Source organism: Chryseobacterium sp. R2ACT005 (genome assembly GCF_049949215.1).
In the GTDB taxonomy this organism is placed as follows: domain Bacteria; phylum Bacteroidota; class Bacteroidia; order Flavobacteriales; family Weeksellaceae; genus Chryseobacterium.
Genome location: NZ_CP188192.1, coordinates 2843311 through 2863246, shown reverse-complemented (window position 1 = coordinate 2863246; position 19936 = coordinate 2843311). Strand labels below are relative to the sequence as shown.

General features: G+C 37.6%; 16 protein-coding genes. 5 read left to right on the top strand and 11 right to left on the bottom strand.

The window, feature by feature from the left end; genetic code table 11:
• Position 1: 1 nt before the first annotated feature.
• The 11 genes from ACPF63_RS13125 to ACPF63_RS13075 form a co-directional block, all read right to left on the bottom strand.
• Entirely contained in the window at positions 2-2212 is a 2211-nt protein-coding gene (locus ACPF63_RS13125; protein WP_180565565.1) for a RelA/SpoT family protein, read from the bottom strand.
• A gap of 109 nt (positions 2213-2321) precedes the next feature.
• Positions 2322-2687 (bottom strand): hypothetical protein, encoded by a 366-nt coding sequence (locus tag ACPF63_RS13120; RefSeq protein WP_077414912.1) that lies wholly within the window; start codon positions 2685-2687, stop codon positions 2322-2324.
• A 434-nt stretch (positions 2688-3121) separates the two neighbouring features.
• Positions 3122-5029 carry an acetate--CoA ligase gene (acs, locus tag ACPF63_RS13115; protein ID WP_426480223.1) on the bottom strand — a complete coding sequence of 636 codons (1908 nt, stop codon included), beginning with the start codon at positions 5027-5029 and terminating at the stop codon, positions 3122-3124.
• Positions 5030-5084: 55 nt separating this feature from the next.
• On the bottom strand, positions 5085-6971 hold the full coding sequence (locus tag ACPF63_RS13110; RefSeq protein ID WP_426480222.1) for an AMP-binding protein: 1887 nt from the start codon (positions 6969-6971) through the stop codon (positions 5085-5087).
• A 155-nt stretch (positions 6972-7126) separates the two neighbouring features.
• Positions 7127-7486: a response regulator transcription factor gene (locus ACPF63_RS13105; protein ID WP_077414904.1), complete on the bottom strand. Its 360-nt coding sequence runs from the start codon at positions 7484-7486 to the stop codon at positions 7127-7129.
• 9 nt (positions 7487-7495) lie between these two features.
• Positions 7496-10198: an ATP-binding protein gene (locus tag ACPF63_RS13100; RefSeq protein WP_426483220.1), complete on the bottom strand. Its 2703-nt coding sequence runs from the start codon at positions 10196-10198 to the stop codon at positions 7496-7498.
• Positions 10191-10385 carry a hypothetical protein gene (locus ACPF63_RS13095; protein ID WP_426480221.1) on the bottom strand — a complete coding sequence of 65 codons (195 nt, stop codon included), beginning with the start codon at positions 10383-10385 and terminating at the stop codon, positions 10191-10193. Before ACPF63_RS13095 ends, ACPF63_RS13100 begins: the two co-directional genes overlap by 8 nt.
• A gap of 61 nt (positions 10386-10446) precedes the next feature.
• A complete protein-coding gene (locus tag ACPF63_RS13090; protein ID WP_034696261.1) occupies positions 10447-10674 on the bottom strand; it encodes a DUF6814 family protein in 228 nt (75 codons plus the stop codon).
• A 43-nt stretch (positions 10675-10717) separates the two neighbouring features.
• Positions 10718-12298, bottom strand: a complete 1581-nt coding sequence (locus ACPF63_RS13085) for an MFS transporter (protein WP_426480220.1) — start codon at positions 12296-12298, stop codon at positions 10718-10720.
• Between the two features lie 191 nt (positions 12299-12489).
• Positions 12490-13869, bottom strand: coding sequence for a porin (locus ACPF63_RS13080; protein WP_426480219.1), 1380 nt, complete (start codon positions 13867-13869; stop codon positions 12490-12492).
• Between the two features lie 227 nt (positions 13870-14096).
• Positions 14097-14513: an IS1/IS1595 family N-terminal zinc-binding domain-containing protein gene (locus ACPF63_RS13075; protein WP_047383611.1), complete on the bottom strand. Its 417-nt coding sequence runs from the start codon at positions 14511-14513 to the stop codon at positions 14097-14099.
• 161 nt (positions 14514-14674) lie between these two features.
• Between ACPF63_RS13075 and ACPF63_RS13070 the strand changes: the two genes are divergently transcribed.
• The 5 genes from ACPF63_RS13070 to ACPF63_RS13050 all read left to right on the top strand — a co-directional run bounded on the left by ACPF63_RS13070 (position 14675) and on the right by ACPF63_RS13050 (position 19917).
• A complete protein-coding gene (locus ACPF63_RS13070; RefSeq protein WP_426480218.1) occupies positions 14675-15250 on the top strand; it encodes a GNAT family N-acetyltransferase in 576 nt (191 codons plus the stop codon).
• Between the two features lie 81 nt (positions 15251-15331).
• A complete protein-coding gene (locus tag ACPF63_RS13065) occupies positions 15332-16528 on the top strand; it encodes an argininosuccinate synthase (RefSeq protein WP_426480217.1) in 1197 nt (398 codons plus the stop codon).
• 36 nt (positions 16529-16564) lie between these two features.
• A complete protein-coding gene (argC, locus tag ACPF63_RS13060; RefSeq protein ID WP_426480216.1) occupies positions 16565-17530 on the top strand; it encodes an N-acetyl-gamma-glutamyl-phosphate reductase in 966 nt (321 codons plus the stop codon).
• A 247-nt stretch (positions 17531-17777) separates the two neighbouring features.
• The gene (locus tag ACPF63_RS13055) at positions 17778-18926 is read left to right on the top strand and encodes an aspartate aminotransferase family protein (protein WP_426480215.1); all 1149 of its coding nucleotides are present in this window, start codon (positions 17778-17780) and stop codon (positions 18924-18926) included.
• A gap of 31 nt (positions 18927-18957) precedes the next feature.
• Positions 18958-19917 carry an N-acetylornithine carbamoyltransferase gene (locus tag ACPF63_RS13050; RefSeq protein WP_426480214.1) on the top strand — a complete coding sequence of 320 codons (960 nt, stop codon included), beginning with the start codon at positions 18958-18960 and terminating at the stop codon, positions 19915-19917.
• Positions 19918-19936: the final 19 nt, after the last annotated feature.

Genomic DNA, 19936 nt, shown 5'->3' with positions numbered 1-19936 from the left:
TTTATGATTGTAATCGTCTCACTCTTGAAACACCATTAATATTTTTAAGTTTTTTGAAAGTTTCTTCCAGCTGGCCTTTATTTTTAACTTCGAGAATGATATTTCCAGTGAAAACTCCATTGTTGGATTCAATAGAGAGACTTTTCATATCCATTCCCATACTTCCACTGATGACCGTGGTGATATCATTGATCATACCCATTCTGTCAAGTCCTTCAATTTCAATTTTTACTCTGTTTTTGAAGCTTTCAGCATTTACCCATTTGGCAGGAATAACACGGTAGTCATACTGGGCTCTCAGGTTGATGGCATTTGGGCAGCTGTCACTGTGAACTTTAATTCCGTCTGAAATGGTAATAAATCCGAAAATTTTGTCTCCTGGAATCACTGTACAGCATTTTGCATAGCTATAGTTCAGTTTTTCCTCATCTTTACCAAAGATAATCATGTCAAGGTTTTCCTCTTTCGGTTCCTCGAAATGCTGATTTTTTGGCGGAGATTTTCTGAATCTGGAAAGTAAATTGTTAAATACGTTTTTACTTTCAATATATTTCCTCAGACTGCTGACATCCAATTCGTTGCTTTGGAATTTAAGAAACAGCTCTTGAGAAGATTTTAAATTAAAGAACTTTTGAAGCTTATTAATTTCTTCATCATTGAAATTGATTTTCGCATGACGAAGTTTTCTTTGCAGAATTTCTTTTCCTTCCTCTACCAGCTGATTTTTCTGAGAGTTCAGATAACTTTTGATCTTTGATTTGGCTTTTGAAGTCACTACGAATTCCAGCCAGTCAGATTTTGGTTTCTGATTCTGTGATGAAAGAATATCTACCTGATCACCGTTTTGAAGGATATAGGAAATAGGAACCAGTTTTCCATTGATTTTGGCTCCCAGACATTTCATCCCTAAGTCAGAATGGACTGAAAATGCAAAATCCAGGGCAGTAGCATTGGTTGGCAGAATTTTAATTTCTCCTTTCGGGGTAAACACAAATACCTCTTTTGAATATAAATTAAGCTTAATATTATCCAAAAGCTCCGAAGTAGAGAGGTTCTGCTGCTGTTCAAGAACTTCACGGATTTCGGTTACCCATTTTTCAAAGTTTCTGTCATCGGAACTCTGTTTGTAGCCTTCTTTGTATTTGTAGTGAGCGGCAACCCCTTTTTCAGCGATTTCATCCATACGCTCAGAACGGATCTGAACTTCAATCCATTTTCTGTCCGGACCTAAAACCGTTAAGTGTAAACTTTCGTATCCTGTAGAACGGGGCTGGGTAATCCAGTCACGCATTCTTGACGGGTTACTGTGGTATACATCTGTAACGATAGAGTAGATCTTCCAGGCTAAAAACTTTTCATTCTTAGCATCCGATTTATAGATAATCCTGATCGCATAGTTATCAAAAACTTCTTCAAAGGAAACTCCCTGCTTCAGCATTTTTCTGTAAATAGAGGAGATTGCTTTTGCGCGGCCTTTGATTTTAAAGTTTAAGCCTTCTTCACGAAGTCTTTCTGATACTTCTTTGGTAAATTCTTCTATATATCTTTCACGGCTTTCTTTGGCAAGTTCGAGTTTTTCCGTGATCTCGTTATATACTTCGGGACTATTATATTTTAAGGAAAGGTCTTCCAGCTCAGATTTGATGTTGTACAATCCAAGACGGTGGGCCATCGGAGCATAGATATAAACCGTTTCTGAAGCAATTTTTTTCTGCTTATCCGGAGCCATACTTTCCAGCGTCCTCATATTATGAAGACGGTCTGCAATTTTGATCAGAATAACTCTGAAATCCTCGGATAAAGTCAATAACAGTTTTCTGTAATTTTCAGACTGTACAGAGATATTCTGGTGGTTCATGATGGAGATCTTAGTCAGTCCGTTCACGATACTGGCGATTTTCTCTCCAAAGATTTTTTTCAGATCTTCGTAAGTATAATCGGAATCTTCAATGACATCATGCAAAAGGGCACAGGCAATAGAAGTAGCTCCAAGACCAATCTCTGTCGCTACAATTTTAGCAACAGCAATAGGGTGGTAGATATAAGGTTCTCCGGATTTTCTCCTTTGATCCTTGTGGGCATCCAAAGCGATATCGAATGCCTTTCGGATGAGTTTATTATTTTCCTCATCCAACGTTCTGTATGTGTTAGAAATCAGGTCCTTATATCTTGCAAGGATCTCTTTATTCTCTTGTTCTAAATCGTAACTCATTTGTGCGCATGCCTATAATAAGACGAAAATACGAAATTTTTTAGTTTTTTCAAACATAAAAGATCCGCAGCATGCACTGCGGATCTCCGGCTATTAGATTTTATATCGATTAGAATTTTACTTCAGAATTCATACCGTCACTTGACGTTTTGATTTTAATATCAGGGCTGTTATGGATTTCAGCTCTGTTTCTTGCGTCAATATACTTTTTAATGGTATCATAATTCGCTTCATTGATGTTCATGTTTTCAAATAAGTAGGATTTCAATGCTGCATTCTGAATAAACGCATTCCGGGCAAGATCAATCTGATTGATATCATTTACGGTAACACTTGCCAGATATTGGGAATTATGAGAACCACTATTAAGGTATACAATATAATCTGAGTTTTCAAATCCTGAATTCTCCAGATCATTTTCCAGTCTTTTGTAGTCGCTGTGATGATCAAATAGTCCAGCTAATATATGTGACATAGTTAATTGGTTTTAAAGTTATGACTAAAGTTAGTAATAATTTTCTGATTTTCATTGCATTTAAGTCAATATAATTTGTTAATTAATATTCTGTTTTCAATAGACTTGGACGATATTTGAGAATAATTATTGAACGGATGTTTAATTTTAACAATTGAATAATGTCGAGTCTTAAAGAATCACAATAGTTGTGCTATATGTATTTGATCCCAAGTTTTTGATAATTTTTTTGAGTTTCCTTATTCTATTTTTTATCAATCCTTACATCATTTCAGTACCAGATATCATTAAGATTATATTGATCATTATGGTTATTAGTTTAATCCTAATTAAGATTAGCAAAACACATCGTAATTTTTGAAGCATTAAGAATACAATAAAAAGCCCCGGAAAATAACTTCCAGGGCTTCAATTGGTTAAAAAATTAATTAAATTTAAATTCTTTCGTTTTTGATTTCCTCTACAATTTCAGGATTTAAAAGCGTACTGATATCTCCAAAATTACTGAAGTCACCCTCTGCAATTTTTCTCAGAATTCTACGCATAATTTTTCCAGAGCGTGTTTTCGGAAGTCCGGATACAAATTGTATTTTATCCAGCTTGGCAATAGGGCCGATCTGATCTGAAATCAGCTGGTTGATCTCTTTTTTCAGGTTTTCCTTATCACGTCCTTCTCCGGTTTCTTTAAGCGTTACATAGCCATACAGTGCATTTCCTTTGATGTCGTGCGGATAGCCTACAATAGCAGATTCTGCAACGGCAGGGTGCTGGTTGATACTGTCTTCAATAGGTGCCGTTCCAAGGTTGTGTCCGGAAACGATGATCACATCATCTACACGTCCGGTAATTCTATAATAACCCACTTCATCCCTCAATGCGCCGTCACCGGTAAAGTATTTCCCAGGGAAAGCGGTAAAATATGTTTCCTTATACCGTTGATGGTCACCCCAGATGGTTCTTGCGATTCCCGGCCATGGAAAGCGGATGCAAAGATTTCCGGTCACCTGGTTGCCTGTAATTTCATTTCGTTTATCATCCATCAGGACAGGTTGTACACCCGGCAATGGGAGAGTAGCATAAGTAGGTTTCGTTGGGGTAACAAAAGGAAGTGGTGAAATCATGATTCCTCCTGTTTCAGTCTGCCACCAAGTATCTACAATCGGGCATTTTTTCTTTCCAACGTGATCATTGAACCAATGCCATGCTTCATCATTGATAGGTTCACCCACGGAACCAATTACTTTCAGGGAGCTCAGATCATGTTTATCTACCCATTCTGCACTTTCTTTCGCCAAAGAACGGATGGCTGTAGGAGCGGTATAAAACTGAGTGATTTTATGTTTTTCAATGACTTCCCAGAAACGGTCCGGTTCAGGATAGGTAGGAACGCCTTCAAAAATTACGGTGGTAGCCCCATTTAATAAAGGTCCGTAAAGAATGTAAGAATGTCCCGTAATCCACCCGATATCTGCAGTACACCAATAAATATCATTTTCTTTATAATTGAATACATTTTTGAATGTATAAGCGGTATACACCATATAGCCTGCACAGGTATGAAGCATTCCTTTTGGTTTTCCTGTAGATCCTGAAGTATATAAAATGAAAAGCGGGTCTTCAGAATCCATAATTACGGTGACAAAATCAGAAGAAGCTTTCTCATACAAGTCAGCCATCCAGTGATCTCTTCCTTCTTTCATTTTAATCTCGTTGTGAGTTCTCTTGACTACAAGAACGTTTTCAACTGTTGGTGTTTTTTCCAAAGCATCGTCAACAATACTTTTCAGGTCAAGAACTTTATTTCCTCTGTAACTTCCATCCGATGTGATTACCATTTTTGCCTCACAGTCATTTACCCTTGAAGCTACTGCAGAAGCTGAGAATCCTGCAAAGATCACAGAATGTACTGCTCCCAGTTTTGCACAGGCAAGCATTGTAATAGCCAATTCAGGGATCATGGGAAGATAAATACAGACTCTGTCTCCCTTTTTAATACCCATATCATGCAAAACATTTGCTGTTTTATTCACGCGGGTATATAACTCCTGATAAGAAATATGCTGTGTTTCTTCCTTTGGATCATTGGGTTCCCAGATGATGGCCGTTTTATCTCCTCTTACGGCAAGATGTCTGTCGATACAGTTTTTGGTAATATTCAGTTTCGCGTTTTTGAACCAGGTGATTTTAGCTTCATTCATATCGTACTTAACAACCTTGCTCCATCGTTGGTACCACACAAAATTTTGATCTGCTACCTTATCCCAGAATTTTTTAGGATTTTTGATAGACTTTTTATAATCTTCAAAATACTGTGGTAAATCTTCTATTAAGTAATTTCTCATATCCCTTTCGTTTTTGAAATTTGAATTTATTTTAAATTTATGTTTAATTTCTGGCTTAAGCCTTGTATTCCTTTATTTTTTCCTGAATTTCATCAATGATTTTCTCATCGTCAATCGTTGAAGGAATCTGGAAATCTTTTCCGTCTAGTAAAGTTCGGATCAGTTTTCTTAAAATCTTTCCGGATCGTGTTTTAGGTAAGCGTTTAACAACCATAGCATTTTTCAGAAAAGCTACCGCTCCAATTTTGTTGCGGACCATCTGAATGATATCTTTTTCAACATCTTCTTCAGAAATTGCTGATCCGTTTTTCAACACAAGAGTTGCAAAAGGAACCTGTCCCTTTAATTCATCATCAATACCTACCACAGCGCATTCCGCAACATCAGGATGTGAAGAAACTATTTCCTCCATCTCAGAAGTGGAAAGTCTGTGCCCCGCAACGTTGATCACATCATCCACTCTTCCTGTGATGAAAATATAACCGTCTTCATCCTGTATCGCACCATCTCCCGAGAAGTAGTAGCCTTTGTATTGAGAAAGGTAGCTGTTTTCAAAACGTTCGTAGTCTTTCCATATTCCAAGCATGGCTCCGGGGGGAAGAGGAAGTTTGATTACCAGATAGCCTTCGTGATGAGGATCGAGTTCCAGTCCGTTTTCATCAAAGATTTTAATGTCATATCCCGGAACAGGTTTTCCTGCGGCAGCTCTTTTGATCTGATAACTTTCATCATGAGTCAGCAATCCAAGCATGGGCCATCCTGATTCTGTCTGCCACCAATGGTCTATAGCCGGAACTCCGATATGTTCTGCAAACCAATCCAGAGTAGCAACATCACATCTTTCGCCCGCCAGAAACTGTTTTTTGAAATGGGTTAAATTGTATTTTTTTACCAGTTCTCCGTTCGGATCTTCTTTTTTGATTGCTCTGATAGCGGTAGGCGCAGTAAACATCACCGAAACCTTATATTCTGAAATGATTCTCCAAAACGTTCCTGCATCAGGAGTCATGATAGGTTTTCCTTCAAAAATAATAGTTGTATTTCTGTTGATTAATGGTCCGTATACTGAAAAACTATGCCCAACTGCCCATCCGAAATCTGAAGCAGCCCAATAGGTTTCTCCCGGTTCAACGCCGTAAACATACGTCATGGAAAATTTTAAGGCAGTTGCGTAACCTCCGGTATCACGAACAATACCTTTGGGCTTGCCTGTAGTTCCGGATGTGTAAAGAAGATAAAGCGGGTGGGTAGATTCCACAGAAATGCAGTCGGCCGGAGCTGATTTTTCAACCAGTTCTTCATAATCAATAAGTCCATCGAACATTTCATCCTGATTATCTACTAGTTTTCTGTTGTATACAACAATATGGTCTACTTTATCCTGTGCCAGTTCAATAGCTTTTTCAACCAGTGGGAGGTAGGGAATTCTTTTGGCAATTTCTACTCCAGCAGTGGCTGTGATTAAAACTTTTGGCTTGCAGTCGTCAATTCTGACCACAAGTTCGTGGGGAGCAAACCCTCCGAAAACCACATTATGAATAACCCCGATTCTTGCGCATGCCAGCATAGCAAAAAGAGTCTGAGGGATCATTGGCATATAAATAACCGCTGTATCTTCTTTTTTTAATCCTAAAGAAGCCAGCCCTCCTGCGAATTTTGAAATTTCCTTTTTCGCCTGATTGAAGGTATAGGTTTTCTTTTGACTGGTCACCGGAGAATCGTAAATGATAGCAATCTGATCTCCGCAACCGTCTTCAATGTGTTTGTCAATGCATAAGTAACACATATTGAGCTTTCCATCGGAAAACCATTGTGGGTAGTCATTTTCGTCGTTAGTGAGAATCTGTGTAGGAAAATCAAACCATTGTATTTCTCCGGCCTGTTCTTTCCAGAAATCTTCTTTGTTCTCTATGCTTTGTTTAAATAGGGTGTCAGTATCCATGTCAATAGTCGTGTGTTTGTTTTTTTTGCGTATTTTGTTATCCTTGTCAGGGTTTTAAAACCTTGACAAGGATATGACTGCGAGCCGGGGCGAAGCAATTTTTTAATACTCTTAATCCCTTTATGATATGAATCTTAATGGTTTAATTTTATACATTAAAACATCTCTTCAATCTGCTGCATCAGTTTCTTGATGGAGTAGGGTTTTGTGATGTAGGCATCGGCTCCCATTTCCAGTCCTTTTTCAATATCTCTGGGATTGTTTTTAGCACTCAGAAAGATGACTTTGGTATCTCTCAGTTTTTTATCCTGCTTTATGAGGTCCAAGGTGCTGTAGCCATCAAGATTTGGCATCATAATATCGAGAAGGATTACGTCCGGAACCATTGTTTTCAAAAAGTCAAGAACTTCCGTTCCGTCACGGGCAATATAAACATCGTATCCGTTTTTCTTAAAGCTGTATTCTAATGACATTAATATTTTGTGTTCGTCATCCGCAATGATTATCTTTCTCATAAGAAGGTTTTAATGGTGTTCAACTTCATCTGTAATCTCTTTTTTAGTTTTTTCAGGAATGCTTATGGTGAAAGTTACACCCAGTCCGCTGTTTTCTGCTTTTATACTTCCTCCGTGTGCCTGTGCAATTTTTTTGGAAATGGCCAGTCCCAGTCCGCTTCCTGTGGGCTTTAAAATATTTTGGTTTTTCGATTGATAAAACTTGTCAAAAATCATTTCCAGATCCCCTTCCGGAATATGTTTCCCGGTATTGAAAATACTAATGGTCAGCTGTTGGTCCTTTTCAAATAATTTAGTCTGGATTGTTCCCTGTTCATCTGTAAATTTTAAGGCATTTCCCCAGATATTCTGAAACAGCTGAATCATTCTCGCTTCATCATATTCAAATATAAAATGATTCAGAATATTAACTTCACTTAAATGAATATTTTTCTGCTGTATCAGGTGAAGAAGCGGATTTAATGCTTTTTTATAAGTTTCAATAATATTGTTTTCCTGAATATGTAAAGAGATTTCACCATGTTGTAATTTGTCCAGATACAAAATATCGTTGATAATTTCACTCAATCTGTCGGATTCTGTGATGATATTATTTAAAAATTCCTGTTTGATGTCAAAAGGAATATCATCATCATCAGCTAAAATTTCTCCGGCAGAACGAATGGCGGTGATCGGGGTTCTCAGTTCGTGGGCAACAGAGTCCAGGAAATCATCTTTTTGGCGGTCTTTGATGATGAGGCTTTCATTGGCGGTTCGCAGATCGTCAGAAAGTTTTTGCAGTTCTTCGGACTGTTCGGTAAGCTTTTTATTTAAGCTGATGTTTTCTTTTGATTCTTCAAGGATGTTCAAGACCTCTTTTAAAGATATTTTATCTTCTTTGGTTACCCCTTCAATTAATATTTTTGCTGAAGCTGTTCCAATTCTTCCGGCCAGAAGGTTTTCTGAAAATTTGATAAATCTGGAGTCAGCGGTTTCTGTTTTGGAATCAATATTATATTTTAAATTAAAAATTCTTAGGGCCTGCTCTGTTTTATTTTTGCCTAAAAAGCGTTCAAGAATATTCTGAATATCCGAAATATAAGCTGTGCCACGCCAGATAAAAGCATTTTCATGATTTTGAATGTATTTGTCAATATCCACATACAATTCGGCAAAGTTTCTTTCACGGTAATTCCCTTTAGAACTTACGGAAACAATGGTAAACAGACTCGTATTCACCAGCATCGACCAGAAGAAAATCTGTGGAATTCTTCCCAGATAAGGAATTGTGAAAAACCCGAAAGCATCATACATGTCTCTCAGTACTCCTTTAAGCTCCTGATTGTATGAAAAATAATACTGGGGGATGATCAATCCGAAATAGCAGATTGCTAATCCTGCTATAAGTCCTGTGACGGCACCTTTGTAACTTCCTCTTCTCCAGAATAAAGCTCCGAAAAATGCAGGTGCCAGCTGGGCAATGATGACAAATGAGATTAATCCTACAGAATCCAGTGAGGTCTTCAGAATGAAATACTTATAAAAGACAAAAGCCATGATGATCAGTCCGAAAATACTGATTTTTCTGATATTGGTAATGCTTCTTGTATTTTGTTCCTCACTTTCAGATTTTAATTTTCCAAGCAATCCATATGGAATAATAAGGTTGTTGGAAAGCATGATTGATAAAGTAATGGCTGAAATAATGATCATGGAAATACATGAGCTTAATCCTCCCAGAAAAACAAGCACAGTGATCAGGGTATTGTCAAAATGCTGCGGAATCAGGATAGAGTAGAACTCCGGGTTTACTTTTTGACCATCAAAAATCAGTCTTCCTCCCCAGGCAATCGGGAAAATAAATACGGTGAAGATTAAAAGATAAAGGGGAAAAAACCAAATCGCTGTTTTGATATGTTTTTCCTGTCTGTTTTCAACAATAGCGGTGTGAAACTGTCTTGGCAGGATACAGATTGCTGTTGCGGAAATCATACACAAAATCATCCAGTTCATAGCACCCTCAATCCCGTTGAAGGTGTTTTTTTCTTTAAAATCTTTAAACCTGCTGGCTTTCTCATAGATGTCTGAAAATCCGTCAAAGGCATAATAGATTACGAAAAGTCCGAGAATGATAATAAAGAATAGTTTTAAAAAGCTCTCCAGTGCAATAGCTGAGATAATTCCCAGACGTTTTTCCGAAGCATCCACATATCGTGTTCCATAATAAGAGGAAAATAAGGCAATTAAAACCACCACAAAAGTAGCATTGTCAGTCAGGATATTTTTTGACATCGGAGTTTCCGTTACCAGATGGAAGGTTTCCGAAATAGCTTTGATCTGCAACCCGATATAAGGGACAATAGCCAAAAGACAAACCACAGTAATAATAGCACTCAGACTTCTGCTGTTTCCATATCTTAATGAGATGAAATCAGCAAGGCTGCTTATTTTATTAACCCTTGAAATCCTTACAATCCGGGTATTGATATAGATCCATGCCGGAATAATCATGATAGGACCAATGTAAATCGGCAGATAGTTTAATCCGCTTGTAGCTGCCACACCAATGCTTCCATAATACGTCCACGCAGTACAATATACCGCAAGAGACAGGGCGTAGATGTAAGGATTGTTGATCCATAGTTTACTCCTTTTCTTCTCTGCCAGGTGGGCAACTAAGAAAAGAAGGGCAAGGTAAAACAGAACAACAAAAAATAATGCGAAACTACTCATCATGTCTTTTTATAATGACAAAAGAAATCACAATGGAAATCATCCAGATCACGAACAGATAGATAAGGATCATAGGATAGCCTAAAACCTCCTTTTCACTGTTGAAAAGCAATGAAATAGGAATGCTGAAAGCAATCATAAGCCCTACGCTCAGTATGACAAGTTTTTGCTCGTGTCTCTTTTTCATAAATGATTATTGATAAAAGATAATTGATGAATGCAGCATCCATCAATTATCTATTTTGTTTTTAAATTTTATCGTCAGAATATTCTCCTTTCAGGGCATAGTAACCAAAAATGGCCATTCCGCCTGAGATAATCGGCATCAGTACAAAAAGGATAATAATACCAAAAACCAGATCTTCCTGTTTTCCGGATGCTATTTTGGGGATTCCCAATACTGTAATTCCGAAATATCCTACAATCACCGCAATTGCGATCCAGAGAATACCTAATATTTTTTTTAGTCCGTTCATTTTAGTAGTTTTAAAATTAATAAAAATCTGAGTGATTTAGTGCTTAATCGTGAAGATTATTGTTCTTATTTTTAAGATAGAATAATCCAATGATAAGACACACTGTGGCAACACCAATCGGATACCAAAGTCCCTCCAGGTACCATGTCGCGTGTCCCGCGTCTTTCCCGGTGGTTACCAGGTAAGTTGCTACTGCCGGAAGAAGTCCTCCGAATACTCCGTTTCCGATGTGATAAGGTAACGACATTGAGGTATAGCGAATTCTCACAGGGAACATTTCAACAAGGAAAGCGGCGATAGGCCCATATACCATGGTTACAAATATGACCTGAATAAATACAAGGAACACCAGATACCATTTCGTGTCATCGCTCAATTTTACAGAAGTTGATAATTTGGGTTCTTCTGCTTTTCCGTCTTTCATGACAACTCCTGCAGGCGACCAGTGAATGATACTGTCTTTTTTGATCAGAGTGCCATCCGTGTAAAGAGTTTCTTTATGGAAAGTAACCAGGCTGTCTGTAGCAATATCACTGTGGATTTTAGCAGTTCTTTTTTCAGTGATTCCATTGGCAGCAACGGTTTTACTTTCAAGATTTACACTCTTGAACATGCTGTCATAAATAGGTCTGTAAGCTAAAATAGCGACTAACATTCCGGTCATCATTACTGCTTTTCTTCCGATTTTATCAGAAAGCCAGCCGAAGAATACAAAGAAGGGCGTTCCTAAAAATAAAGCGGTAGCCATCAATGAATCCACCTGTGCAGATTCTACATTCATTACCTTTTGAAGGAAACTCATAGCGTAGAACTGTCCTGTGTACCAGATGACCCCTTGTCCCATTGCTGCTCCGAATAAGGCCAATAATACAAACTTGAAGTTGTATCTATTTCCGAAACTCTCTTTCAATGGGTTTTTAGATGTTTTTCCCTCACTTTTAGCCTTAGCAAAAAGAGGAGATTCTTTCATATTCTTTCTGATAACATAAGAAACTGCTACCATTAAAATGGAAATCCAGAAAGGAACCCTCCATCCCCAATTATCAAATTCTTCTGCCGAAAGGGTTGATTTTGTGATGAGGATAACAATCAGTGAAATGAAAAGTCCTGCCGTTGCAGTAGTCTGAATCCATGAAGTCCAGTAGCCTCTTCGATGAGGTTGGGCGTATTCTGCAACATAAGTGGCAGCACCTCCGTATTCACCACCAAGGGCAAGTCCCTGAAGTAATCTTAAAATTAAAACTAAAACCGGCGCCATAAATCCAATGGTTTTATAACTTGGAATACAGCCGATCAGGAAAGTAGAAAATCCCATGATCAGTAAAGTAACAAGAAAAGTATATTTTCTTCCGATGATATCTCCAAGTCTTCCGAAAAATAAAGCTCCGAAAGGTCTTACAACAAATCCGGCAGCGAAAGTAGCCAGTGTAGATAAAAATGCTGCGGTAGGGTTATCTGCAGGGAAGAATTTAGTAGCTAAAACAATGGCTAAACTTCCGAAGATATAGAAGTCGTACCATTCTATCAAGGTACCGAGTGAAGAGGCGGTGATCACACTCCATATGGTGCGGTTTTTCTGCCTGTCGGTCATATTTTCGTAGCTTTCGTGATGATTTTCGCTCATATTGATTAGTTTTTGATGTTAATGGAATAGGATGTTAATTTGAATTTGCTTTTAAACCATTAATAGATTTTAAGTTGATAAGAATAATTAAGATTATAGCTAAAGCTATTTTATTCAGCGGTATTTTTTATGCATCTTTGATGGAGCTTAACTTATCTTAATTTCTTTATTATTCTTAATGGTTTAAATTTTTACAAGTAGATTTGAAACTGTACAATAAATTCCCCTTTTGAAGAAGGGCTTTCCGTAGGGCTGGTATAAACTGGCCTCGTTGAATATTGGGTTGTGATTTTTGCATGATGCCCATCTATGAACCAATTGGCGCCTACATCAAACTGAGATGAAGATTTATCGAAAGCCTCAAAACTTTTATGGGTATAAGCTGCAAAAGGCTGTATTCTGATTTTTGGCTTTTCTGCCTGGCTTGGTAAGAGTAAACCTGCCTGTGCGTAGATAATATTACCTGTTCCGATAGTCGGCTGCAGGTTTCCTGGTCCTGCAATGGCTTTGTTTCCGATAAAATTAGGATCCGAAGCTGCAATATTCATTGTTCCAAGATTTCTTACATAGTTGGGACCAAAATTGTAGTTATAATATCCGGCATAGGCGGAAACTGCCATTTTGTTTTTCGCTTCTCCCAAAGGAATGTCTGCAAAAGCATCCACGGCAAAAAGAGTAATGTCATGCTTCTCAATGTTGGAGTTCACGGAAGTTCTTGTTCCGTCTGCCTGATGATAGAAACCTGCTCCTACATTGAAGACTTTCTTTGTTCCCAGATAAGATCCCACTTTGTATGGAAGTGTATTCGACTCCTCATCAAGGAACTGATATTCCACATACCCTGCTTTTGAAAAGCTGGGATTTCCGTTATTGTCTACCGCAATAGCTTTTGACGGATCTGTTGCATTCACCGGAATAAGATCTGTTGCGAAAGGTTTATTTAAGCTGAAGCGGTATTCCAGTTTGCCATATTTTCCTTTTGCAAACATTCCCAGCTGTCTTGCAAATTGGTCTGAGTTATCAATCAGTGGCCATGAAAAAACGGGAGAATCTAATGTGAGGAAATTGAGCGTAGAAGCCATAGTCATGCGGGAAAGTCCCATATAGTAATGAAGCCCTGCCCCTAAAGATAAACTGAATTTTCCAGCTTCTCCAGGTAAAATAACTGCATATTCGTTCCATGCATCATGAAAAAATAACTGGGTTTTCTTTCCGTTTCCGTAACCTCCTGTACCGGAAGTACCTGTGGCTCCTCCATTGATGAAAGTCTGGTTGTTGATTCCGAAATGAAGGAGAATCATATATCTTTTAGAGACCTGTGCATACGCTAAAGCACGTAATCGTCTGTTTCCTATGCTCCAGGAGTTGTCTGTGGGCTCGCCACCTACCATACTTCCGGGATTCATAGAGGTATTTCTCAGCCAAAGCTGGTCCCATAAAATAAAGCGGACGAATTTATCACCATCTGGGTTGAGGTTGATTTTTAAGCCATTGCCATAATCAGGAGAACCTTGAGAGTATACGGAACTGCTGATTAAGGCTACTCCAATAAATGTAAGTAATTTCTTCATAAATTATCAAATTTTGGCGTTGTTTTTTGTGAAAGCCAAATTGTAATTAATAATTTAGTTACGAAAATTTAATATATATTAGTGGAAATACTATAGTTATAATTTGCTGTCTTATAGAAATTTCGCTTTTCGGGATTTGTATTTTTACAAAGGGTTTTGTTTTAAATATCTGGTATGTATAGATTTATATTATATTTTGCCTTGAAACATATACTGGGAACTCGTACTTACTTCTTAAACCTTTCCCACTTGATCAGCATATACTTATCAGCAAACTGAGTGATGATAATCCCGGAATTTTTAATGTTTTCCTCCTGCGCAATATAATCAATCAACTCATTTTGTTTCAGTATTTTATAAACAGGATGGAATTCAGAGTGTGGAGGTCTTGTGATGTTGTATTTTTTGATCCAGGAACTTATTGTAACATGGGAAACCCCGATAATTCTTTCGATTTCACGGTAGCTTAAGCCTTCCAGGTACAGCTGAAGCGCCTTGGTGACATAATAGTCATCAATCTGTTTTCCCAGCTTTTTAACAGTGAAATAATACTTGCAGTCTTTACAGTGGAAGCGTTGCTTTTCATTGATGATGCCGCTTTTTACCACTTTGGTACTGTTGCATTTAGGGCATGTATTTTCCATAACTATATTATTTTAGCAAATATATAATAAATTAGCAAATGTATATTTTTCAATAAAGATAATTTTACCTGTATAAAATTTTAAAACAAAAAAAAATATCTTTTTTATTTGGTTTTAAAAGAAAATATATTTTAAATTTGCCAAAAAAATTAGATAAATAAATGGAAATAGAAATTTCCTCATGCGAACATCTAATGTATGTGAGTGAAATACAGCAGGAAATGTATGATTCTGCACAGCGCAGAGGAACGGGCATCGCAAAACGTTCTATAGAATATTTGAGTAAAAAGATTTCAGAAGGCAACGCTGTGGTAGCTACTGAAAACGGTGAGTGGGTAGGTTTCTGTTATATAGAGACCTGGTCGCATGGGAAGTTTGTGGCTAATTCGGGATTGATAGTATCGCCGAAATTCAGGAACGGGGGCGTAGCAACTCAAATTAAGCAGAGGGTTTTCCAGTTATCTAGAGATAAATATCCGGATGCGAAAGTATTTGGATTGACAACAGGTTTGGCAGTAATGAAAATCAATAGTGATTTAGGATATAAGCCGGTCATCTATTCAGAACTTACCCAGGACGAAGAATTCTGGAGTGGCTGCAAAAACTGTGTGAACTATGAGATTTTAATGATGAAGGAACGTAAAAACTGTTTGTGTACGGCTATGTTATTTGTTCCTGAAAATGATAAAAAAAAAGAGGTGGGGAATACCAGCCTGAAAATAAATATAATGAAATGAATCAACCTGATTTTGAGTATTCTGTACAAAAATCCCTTGATGAATTTCATTTGATAACTAAAAAAAATAAAAAGAGTCCAGATGAAAAAGAAAGTCATCTTAGCGTTTAGCGGAGGTTTAGATACTTCCTACTGTGCAAAATATCTTAGTGAAACACTAGGGTATGATGTGTATGCAGTTACCGTAAATACCGGAGGTTTTTCAAAAGAAGAGGAAAAAGAACTGGAAAGAAAAGCTCTAAACCTTGGAGTAAAAGAATACAGGTGTGTAGACGCTCAGGAAGATTATTATAATTCATGTGTGAAATATTTGATTTTCGGGAATGTATTGAAAAATAATACGTACCCTCTTTCAGTAAGTGCTGAACGTACAATTCAGGCGCAGGAAATTGCAAAATATGCAATAGAAGTAAATGCAGATGCTATTGCTCATGGAAGTACAGGAGCTGGAAATGATCAGGTTCGTTTTGATTTGATTTTTCAGGTAATGTGCCCGAATATCGAGATTATTACGCCAATCCGTGATATGGCTTTGTCCCGTGAAGAAGAGATTGAATTTTTGAAGGAGCACGGTTATGAAATGGAATTCCAGAAAGCACAATATTCAGTGAATAAAGGACTTTGGGGAACTTCTGTGGGAGGAAAGGAAACTTTGACTTCCAGAAATTACCTTCCGGAAGAAGCTTTTCCGTCTCAGATTAAAGAAACTCAGCCCTCAGAACTGGAGATCGAGTTTAAAAACGGAGAAGTGATACGCGTGAATGGAGAAAGCTTTGAACATTCTGTATCTGCAATTCAAAAAATAGAAGAATTAGCTTCAGCGTATGGAATTGGTCGTGATATTCACGTAGGGGATACCATTGTTGGGATTAAAGGACGAGTGGGATTTGAAGCGGCGGCAGCATCTGTGATCATCAAGGCACATCATTTATTAGAGAAGCATACGCTTTCAAAATATCAGCAAATGATGAAGTCTCAGTTGTCCGACTGGTATGGAAACTGGCTTCATGAAGCGCTTTTCTTAGATCCTGTGATGAGAAATATAGAGTCTTTTCTGGTGGATTCTCAGAAAACAGTCAGTGGAAAAGTATTTGTGACGCTTCATCCATACAGATTTATTCTTAATGGAATTGAATCTGATCATGACCTGATGTCTGATAAATTCGGAAGTTATGGAGAGGCTAACAGAGCATGGACAGGTGATGATGTGAAAGGATACACAAAGATTGTAAGCAATTCTTTAAATATATACCATCAGATTAACCAGAATATCAACTAGTTCCGAAAGGATGATTTAATGTAAGGCAGAATAAAAATGAAGAAAACAGTAGGAATAATTGGTGCCAACGGTTATACAGGAAGTGAGCTGATACGCTTACTGGCTTTTCATCCCCATGTGACATTGAGTTTTTTATATAGTCGTTCAAATTCGGGAACAAGAATTTCGGATCTTTACCCGGATTTAACGGCAGTTTGTGAAATGGTTTTGACAGATAAACCTGAAGACGTAGATGTTCTTTTTCTGTGTCTTCCTCATAAAGAAAGTCAAAGCTGGTTAACTCAACATCCTGTAAAAGATGAAACGCTGGTGATTGATCTCGGAAATGATTTCCGTTTAGAAGGAAACTTTGGGAACAGAAATTTTATCTACGGATTACCTGAAATCAATAAAAAACAACTGTCAGAGGCAAAAAGTATTGCCAACCCGGGATGTTTTGCCACAGCGATTCAATTGGCTTTACTGCCATTAGCAGATAAAGAAGTGTTAAATGAAGTTTTTACTACAGGGATTACGGGTTCTACCGGAGCTGGGCAGTCTTTGCAGGCAACAACTCATTTTACCTGGAGAAATGATAATGTTTCAGCGTATAAAACATTAACTCATCAGCATGTAGATGAGATTTTACAACAGCTGATTGCATTTAATAATAAAGAAGTAACCCTGAATTTTGTTCCATGGAGAGGGGATTTTGCAAGAGGAATTTTTACAAGTTCCACGATGAAGACGGATTTGACGCTGGAGGAAATAGAACAATTATATCAGGATTTTTATGCGGAAGAGCCTTTTGTTACCGTAAGTAGCAGGGCAATTGATTTAAAGCAGGTTGTCAATACCAATCGCTGTGTGATTCAGATCGAAAAGAGTGGAAATGTTGCCGTTATTCATTCAGCGATTGACAATTTGTTAAAAGGTGCTTCAGGGCAGGCAGTCCAGAACATGAATCTGGCAATGAAATGGGAAGAAAATGCAGGGTTAAACTTAAAACCTATAGCGTTTTAAATTGACAATTTAAATTTAGAAGTAAATATGACTTAGGAAAATGGAGCGTTAAGAAAATTAATTCTATGAACGTTAAGAAAATTCTACTGTTTGAAGTGCGAGGCAAATATTTAGCCGAAGAACTAATCTCGGATTCGCACAAGTTTTAGAATTTTTAGAGAATAGAAATAATTTTTAGCGGAAGTTTCCAGGTCTTGAACTTTTGTTTCTTTTGTCTTAAAACAAAAGAAAAATAAAAAATAAAAAAATGAATTTATTCAACGTATATCCATTATTCAATATAAATCCGGTTAAAGCTCAGGGATCTTTTCTTTGGGATGATAAAGGAGAGCAGTATCTTGATTTTTACGGAGGTCATGCTGTCATTTCCATTGGGCACAACCATCCATATTATCAGAACAAATTGAAGGATCAGCTGGAAAAAATTTCTTTCTATTCCAATTCGGTTCAGAATGAATTGCAGACTGAACTTGCAGAAAAACTAGGGAAACTTTCCGGATATGAAGATTATAACCTTTTCTTATGCAATTCGGGAGCGGAAGCCAATGAAAATGCATTGAAACTGGCTTCATTTCATAATGGCAAAAGCAAAGTGCTGTATTTTTCAGGTTCATTCCACGGAAGAACTTCTGCAGCAGTTTCAGTGACTGATAATCCGAAAATTGTAGCTCCGGTTAATTTTTCAGAAAGATTTATCAAATCAGAATGGAATGATGTGCAGCAGCTTGAAGAGACTTTTGAGAAGAATGGAAATGAAATTTCTTCTGTCATCATTGAAGGGATTCAGGGAGTAGGTGGAATTATGATTCCTACGCCGGAATTCTTATCTAAAATTAAAGAACTATGCGAAAAATATGGGGCGGTTCTTATTTTGGATGAAGTACAATCAGGATATGGAAGAAGTGGATATTTCTTTGCTCATCAGGAGTTCGGAGTTGAAGCAGATATTATTACAACGGCAAAAGGAATGGGAAATGGTTTCCCGGTAGGCGGAGTTTTGATCCATCCTAAATTTCAGGCGAGCAACGGTTTGCTGGGAACTACATTTGGAGGAAATCATCTTGCCTGTGCAGCTTCAATTGCTGTGCTTGATGTGATGAAAGATGAAAATCTTATCGAAAATGCTCAGGAAATGGGCGAATATATTGAAAATGAAATTAAAGATTTACCACATATTAAATCCATCCGAAGGAAAGGGTTGATGATCGGAATAGAACTCGATAGAGACTGTTCGGAAATAAGGAAAAGCTTATTGTTCGATCATCATATTTTCACAGGAAACTCTAATGATAAAACTGTCTTAAGGATTCTTCCGGCACTGAATATCAAAAAAGAGGAAACGGATCTTTTCATCAATGCCTTGAAAGTGGTGTTGGGGAAAAAGATCAATAATTAATGTGTAAAAAAATCTTTAAAATTAATTCGAAATGAAAAAATTTACCTCTGTAAGTGATGTTGAAAACTTGCAGGAAATCATAAAAAAAGCTTTACAAATAAAAGCAGCTCCCCTTACCGAAACAGAAAAAGGAAAGGGAAAGACAATTGGACTTGTGTTTTTAAATTCAAGCTTAAGAACCCGTCTCAGCAGCCAGATTGCAGCACAAAATCTGGGATTGAATGTGCTGACATTAAATGCTTCACAGGAAGCCTGGAATTTAGAGTTTGCTGACGGAGCTGTCATGAACGGAGATACCGTAGAGCATATCAAAGATGCAATTGAAGTTTTAAATCAATATTGTGATATCATTGCGGTGCGTTGTTTTGCAGGAATGAAGAGCAAAGAAGATGATGTGAATGAAAGCATCTTGAGCCAGTTTGAAAAACATGCAAAAGTTCCTGTAATCTCATTGGAATCTGCAACCCGTCACCCGCTGCAAAGTCTGGCAGACTGTATTACGATTACAGAAAGCTGGAAAAAAGAACATAAACCTAAAGTAGTATTGACCTGGGCGCCACACATCAAACCTATTGCACATGCCGTTGGAAACTCTTTTGCGGAGTGGATGCAGGAAATGGATGTAGAGTTGGTAATTGCCAATCCTGAAGGATATGATTTGGATAAAAACTTCACTAAAGATGTGAAAGTGATCCATGATCAGGACGAGGCGTTAAAAGATGCAGATTTTATCTATGTAAAAAACTGGTCTTCTTTTGATGATTATGCAGCAATGCCTGAAGTGAAAGGTGACTGGATGCTTACCAATGAAAAATTGGCCAATACCAACGACGCAAAGGTAATGCACTGTCTTCCGGTCCGCCGTAATGTTGAGTTGAGTGATGAGGTGATGGATGGAGACCATTCTATTATTTATCAGCAGGCAAAAAACCGTATTTTCTCTGCACAGGCTGTGTTCAGTGAAATTTTAGATGAGCTGCATGCCGGATAATTTTTTCAATTCAGAATCT

What these genes read in the sequence shown, in the direction of transcription:
- ACPF63_RS13125 (WP_180565565.1), bottom strand. Translation starts at nt 2,212, where the DNA reads ATGAGTTACGATTTAGAACAAGAGAATAAAGAGATCCTTGCAAGATAT.
- ACPF63_RS13120 (WP_077414912.1), bottom strand. Translation starts at nt 2,687, where the DNA reads ATGTCACATATATTAGCTGGACTATTTGATCATCACAGCGACTACAAA.
- acs (WP_426480223.1), bottom strand. Translation starts at nt 5,029, where the DNA reads ATGAGAAATTACTTAATAGAAGATTTACCACAGTATTTTGAAGATTAT.
- ACPF63_RS13110 (WP_426480222.1), bottom strand. Translation starts at nt 6,971, where the DNA reads ATGGATACTGACACCCTATTTAAACAAAGCATAGAGAACAAAGAAGAT.
- ACPF63_RS13105 (WP_077414904.1), bottom strand. Translation starts at nt 7,486, where the DNA reads ATGAGAAAGATAATCATTGCGGATGACGAACACAAAATATTAATGTCA.
- ACPF63_RS13100 (WP_426483220.1), bottom strand. Translation starts at nt 10,198, where the DNA reads ATGAGTAGTTTCGCATTATTTTTTGTTGTTCTGTTTTACCTTGCCCTT.
- ACPF63_RS13095 (WP_426480221.1), bottom strand. Translation starts at nt 10,385, where the DNA reads ATGAAAAAGAGACACGAGCAAAAACTTGTCATACTGAGCGTAGGGCTT.
- ACPF63_RS13090 (WP_034696261.1), bottom strand. Translation starts at nt 10,674, where the DNA reads ATGAACGGACTAAAAAAAATATTAGGTATTCTCTGGATCGCAATTGCG.
- ACPF63_RS13085 (WP_426480220.1), bottom strand. Translation starts at nt 12,298, where the DNA reads ATGAGCGAAAATCATCACGAAAGCTACGAAAATATGACCGACAGGCAG.
- ACPF63_RS13080 (WP_426480219.1), bottom strand. Translation starts at nt 13,869, where the DNA reads ATGAAGAAATTACTTACATTTATTGGAGTAGCCTTAATCAGCAGTTCC.
- ACPF63_RS13075 (WP_047383611.1), bottom strand. Translation starts at nt 14,513, where the DNA reads ATGGAAAATACATGCCCTAAATGCAACAGTACCAAAGTGGTAAAAAGC.
- ACPF63_RS13070 (WP_426480218.1), top strand. Translation starts at nt 14,675, where the DNA reads ATGGAAATAGAAATTTCCTCATGCGAACATCTAATGTATGTGAGTGAA.
- ACPF63_RS13065 (WP_426480217.1), top strand. Translation starts at nt 15,332, where the DNA reads ATGAAAAAGAAAGTCATCTTAGCGTTTAGCGGAGGTTTAGATACTTCC.
- argC (WP_426480216.1), top strand. Translation starts at nt 16,565, where the DNA reads ATGAAGAAAACAGTAGGAATAATTGGTGCCAACGGTTATACAGGAAGT.
- ACPF63_RS13055 (WP_426480215.1), top strand. Translation starts at nt 17,778, where the DNA reads ATGAATTTATTCAACGTATATCCATTATTCAATATAAATCCGGTTAAA.
- ACPF63_RS13050 (WP_426480214.1), top strand. Translation starts at nt 18,958, where the DNA reads ATGAAAAAATTTACCTCTGTAAGTGATGTTGAAAACTTGCAGGAAATC.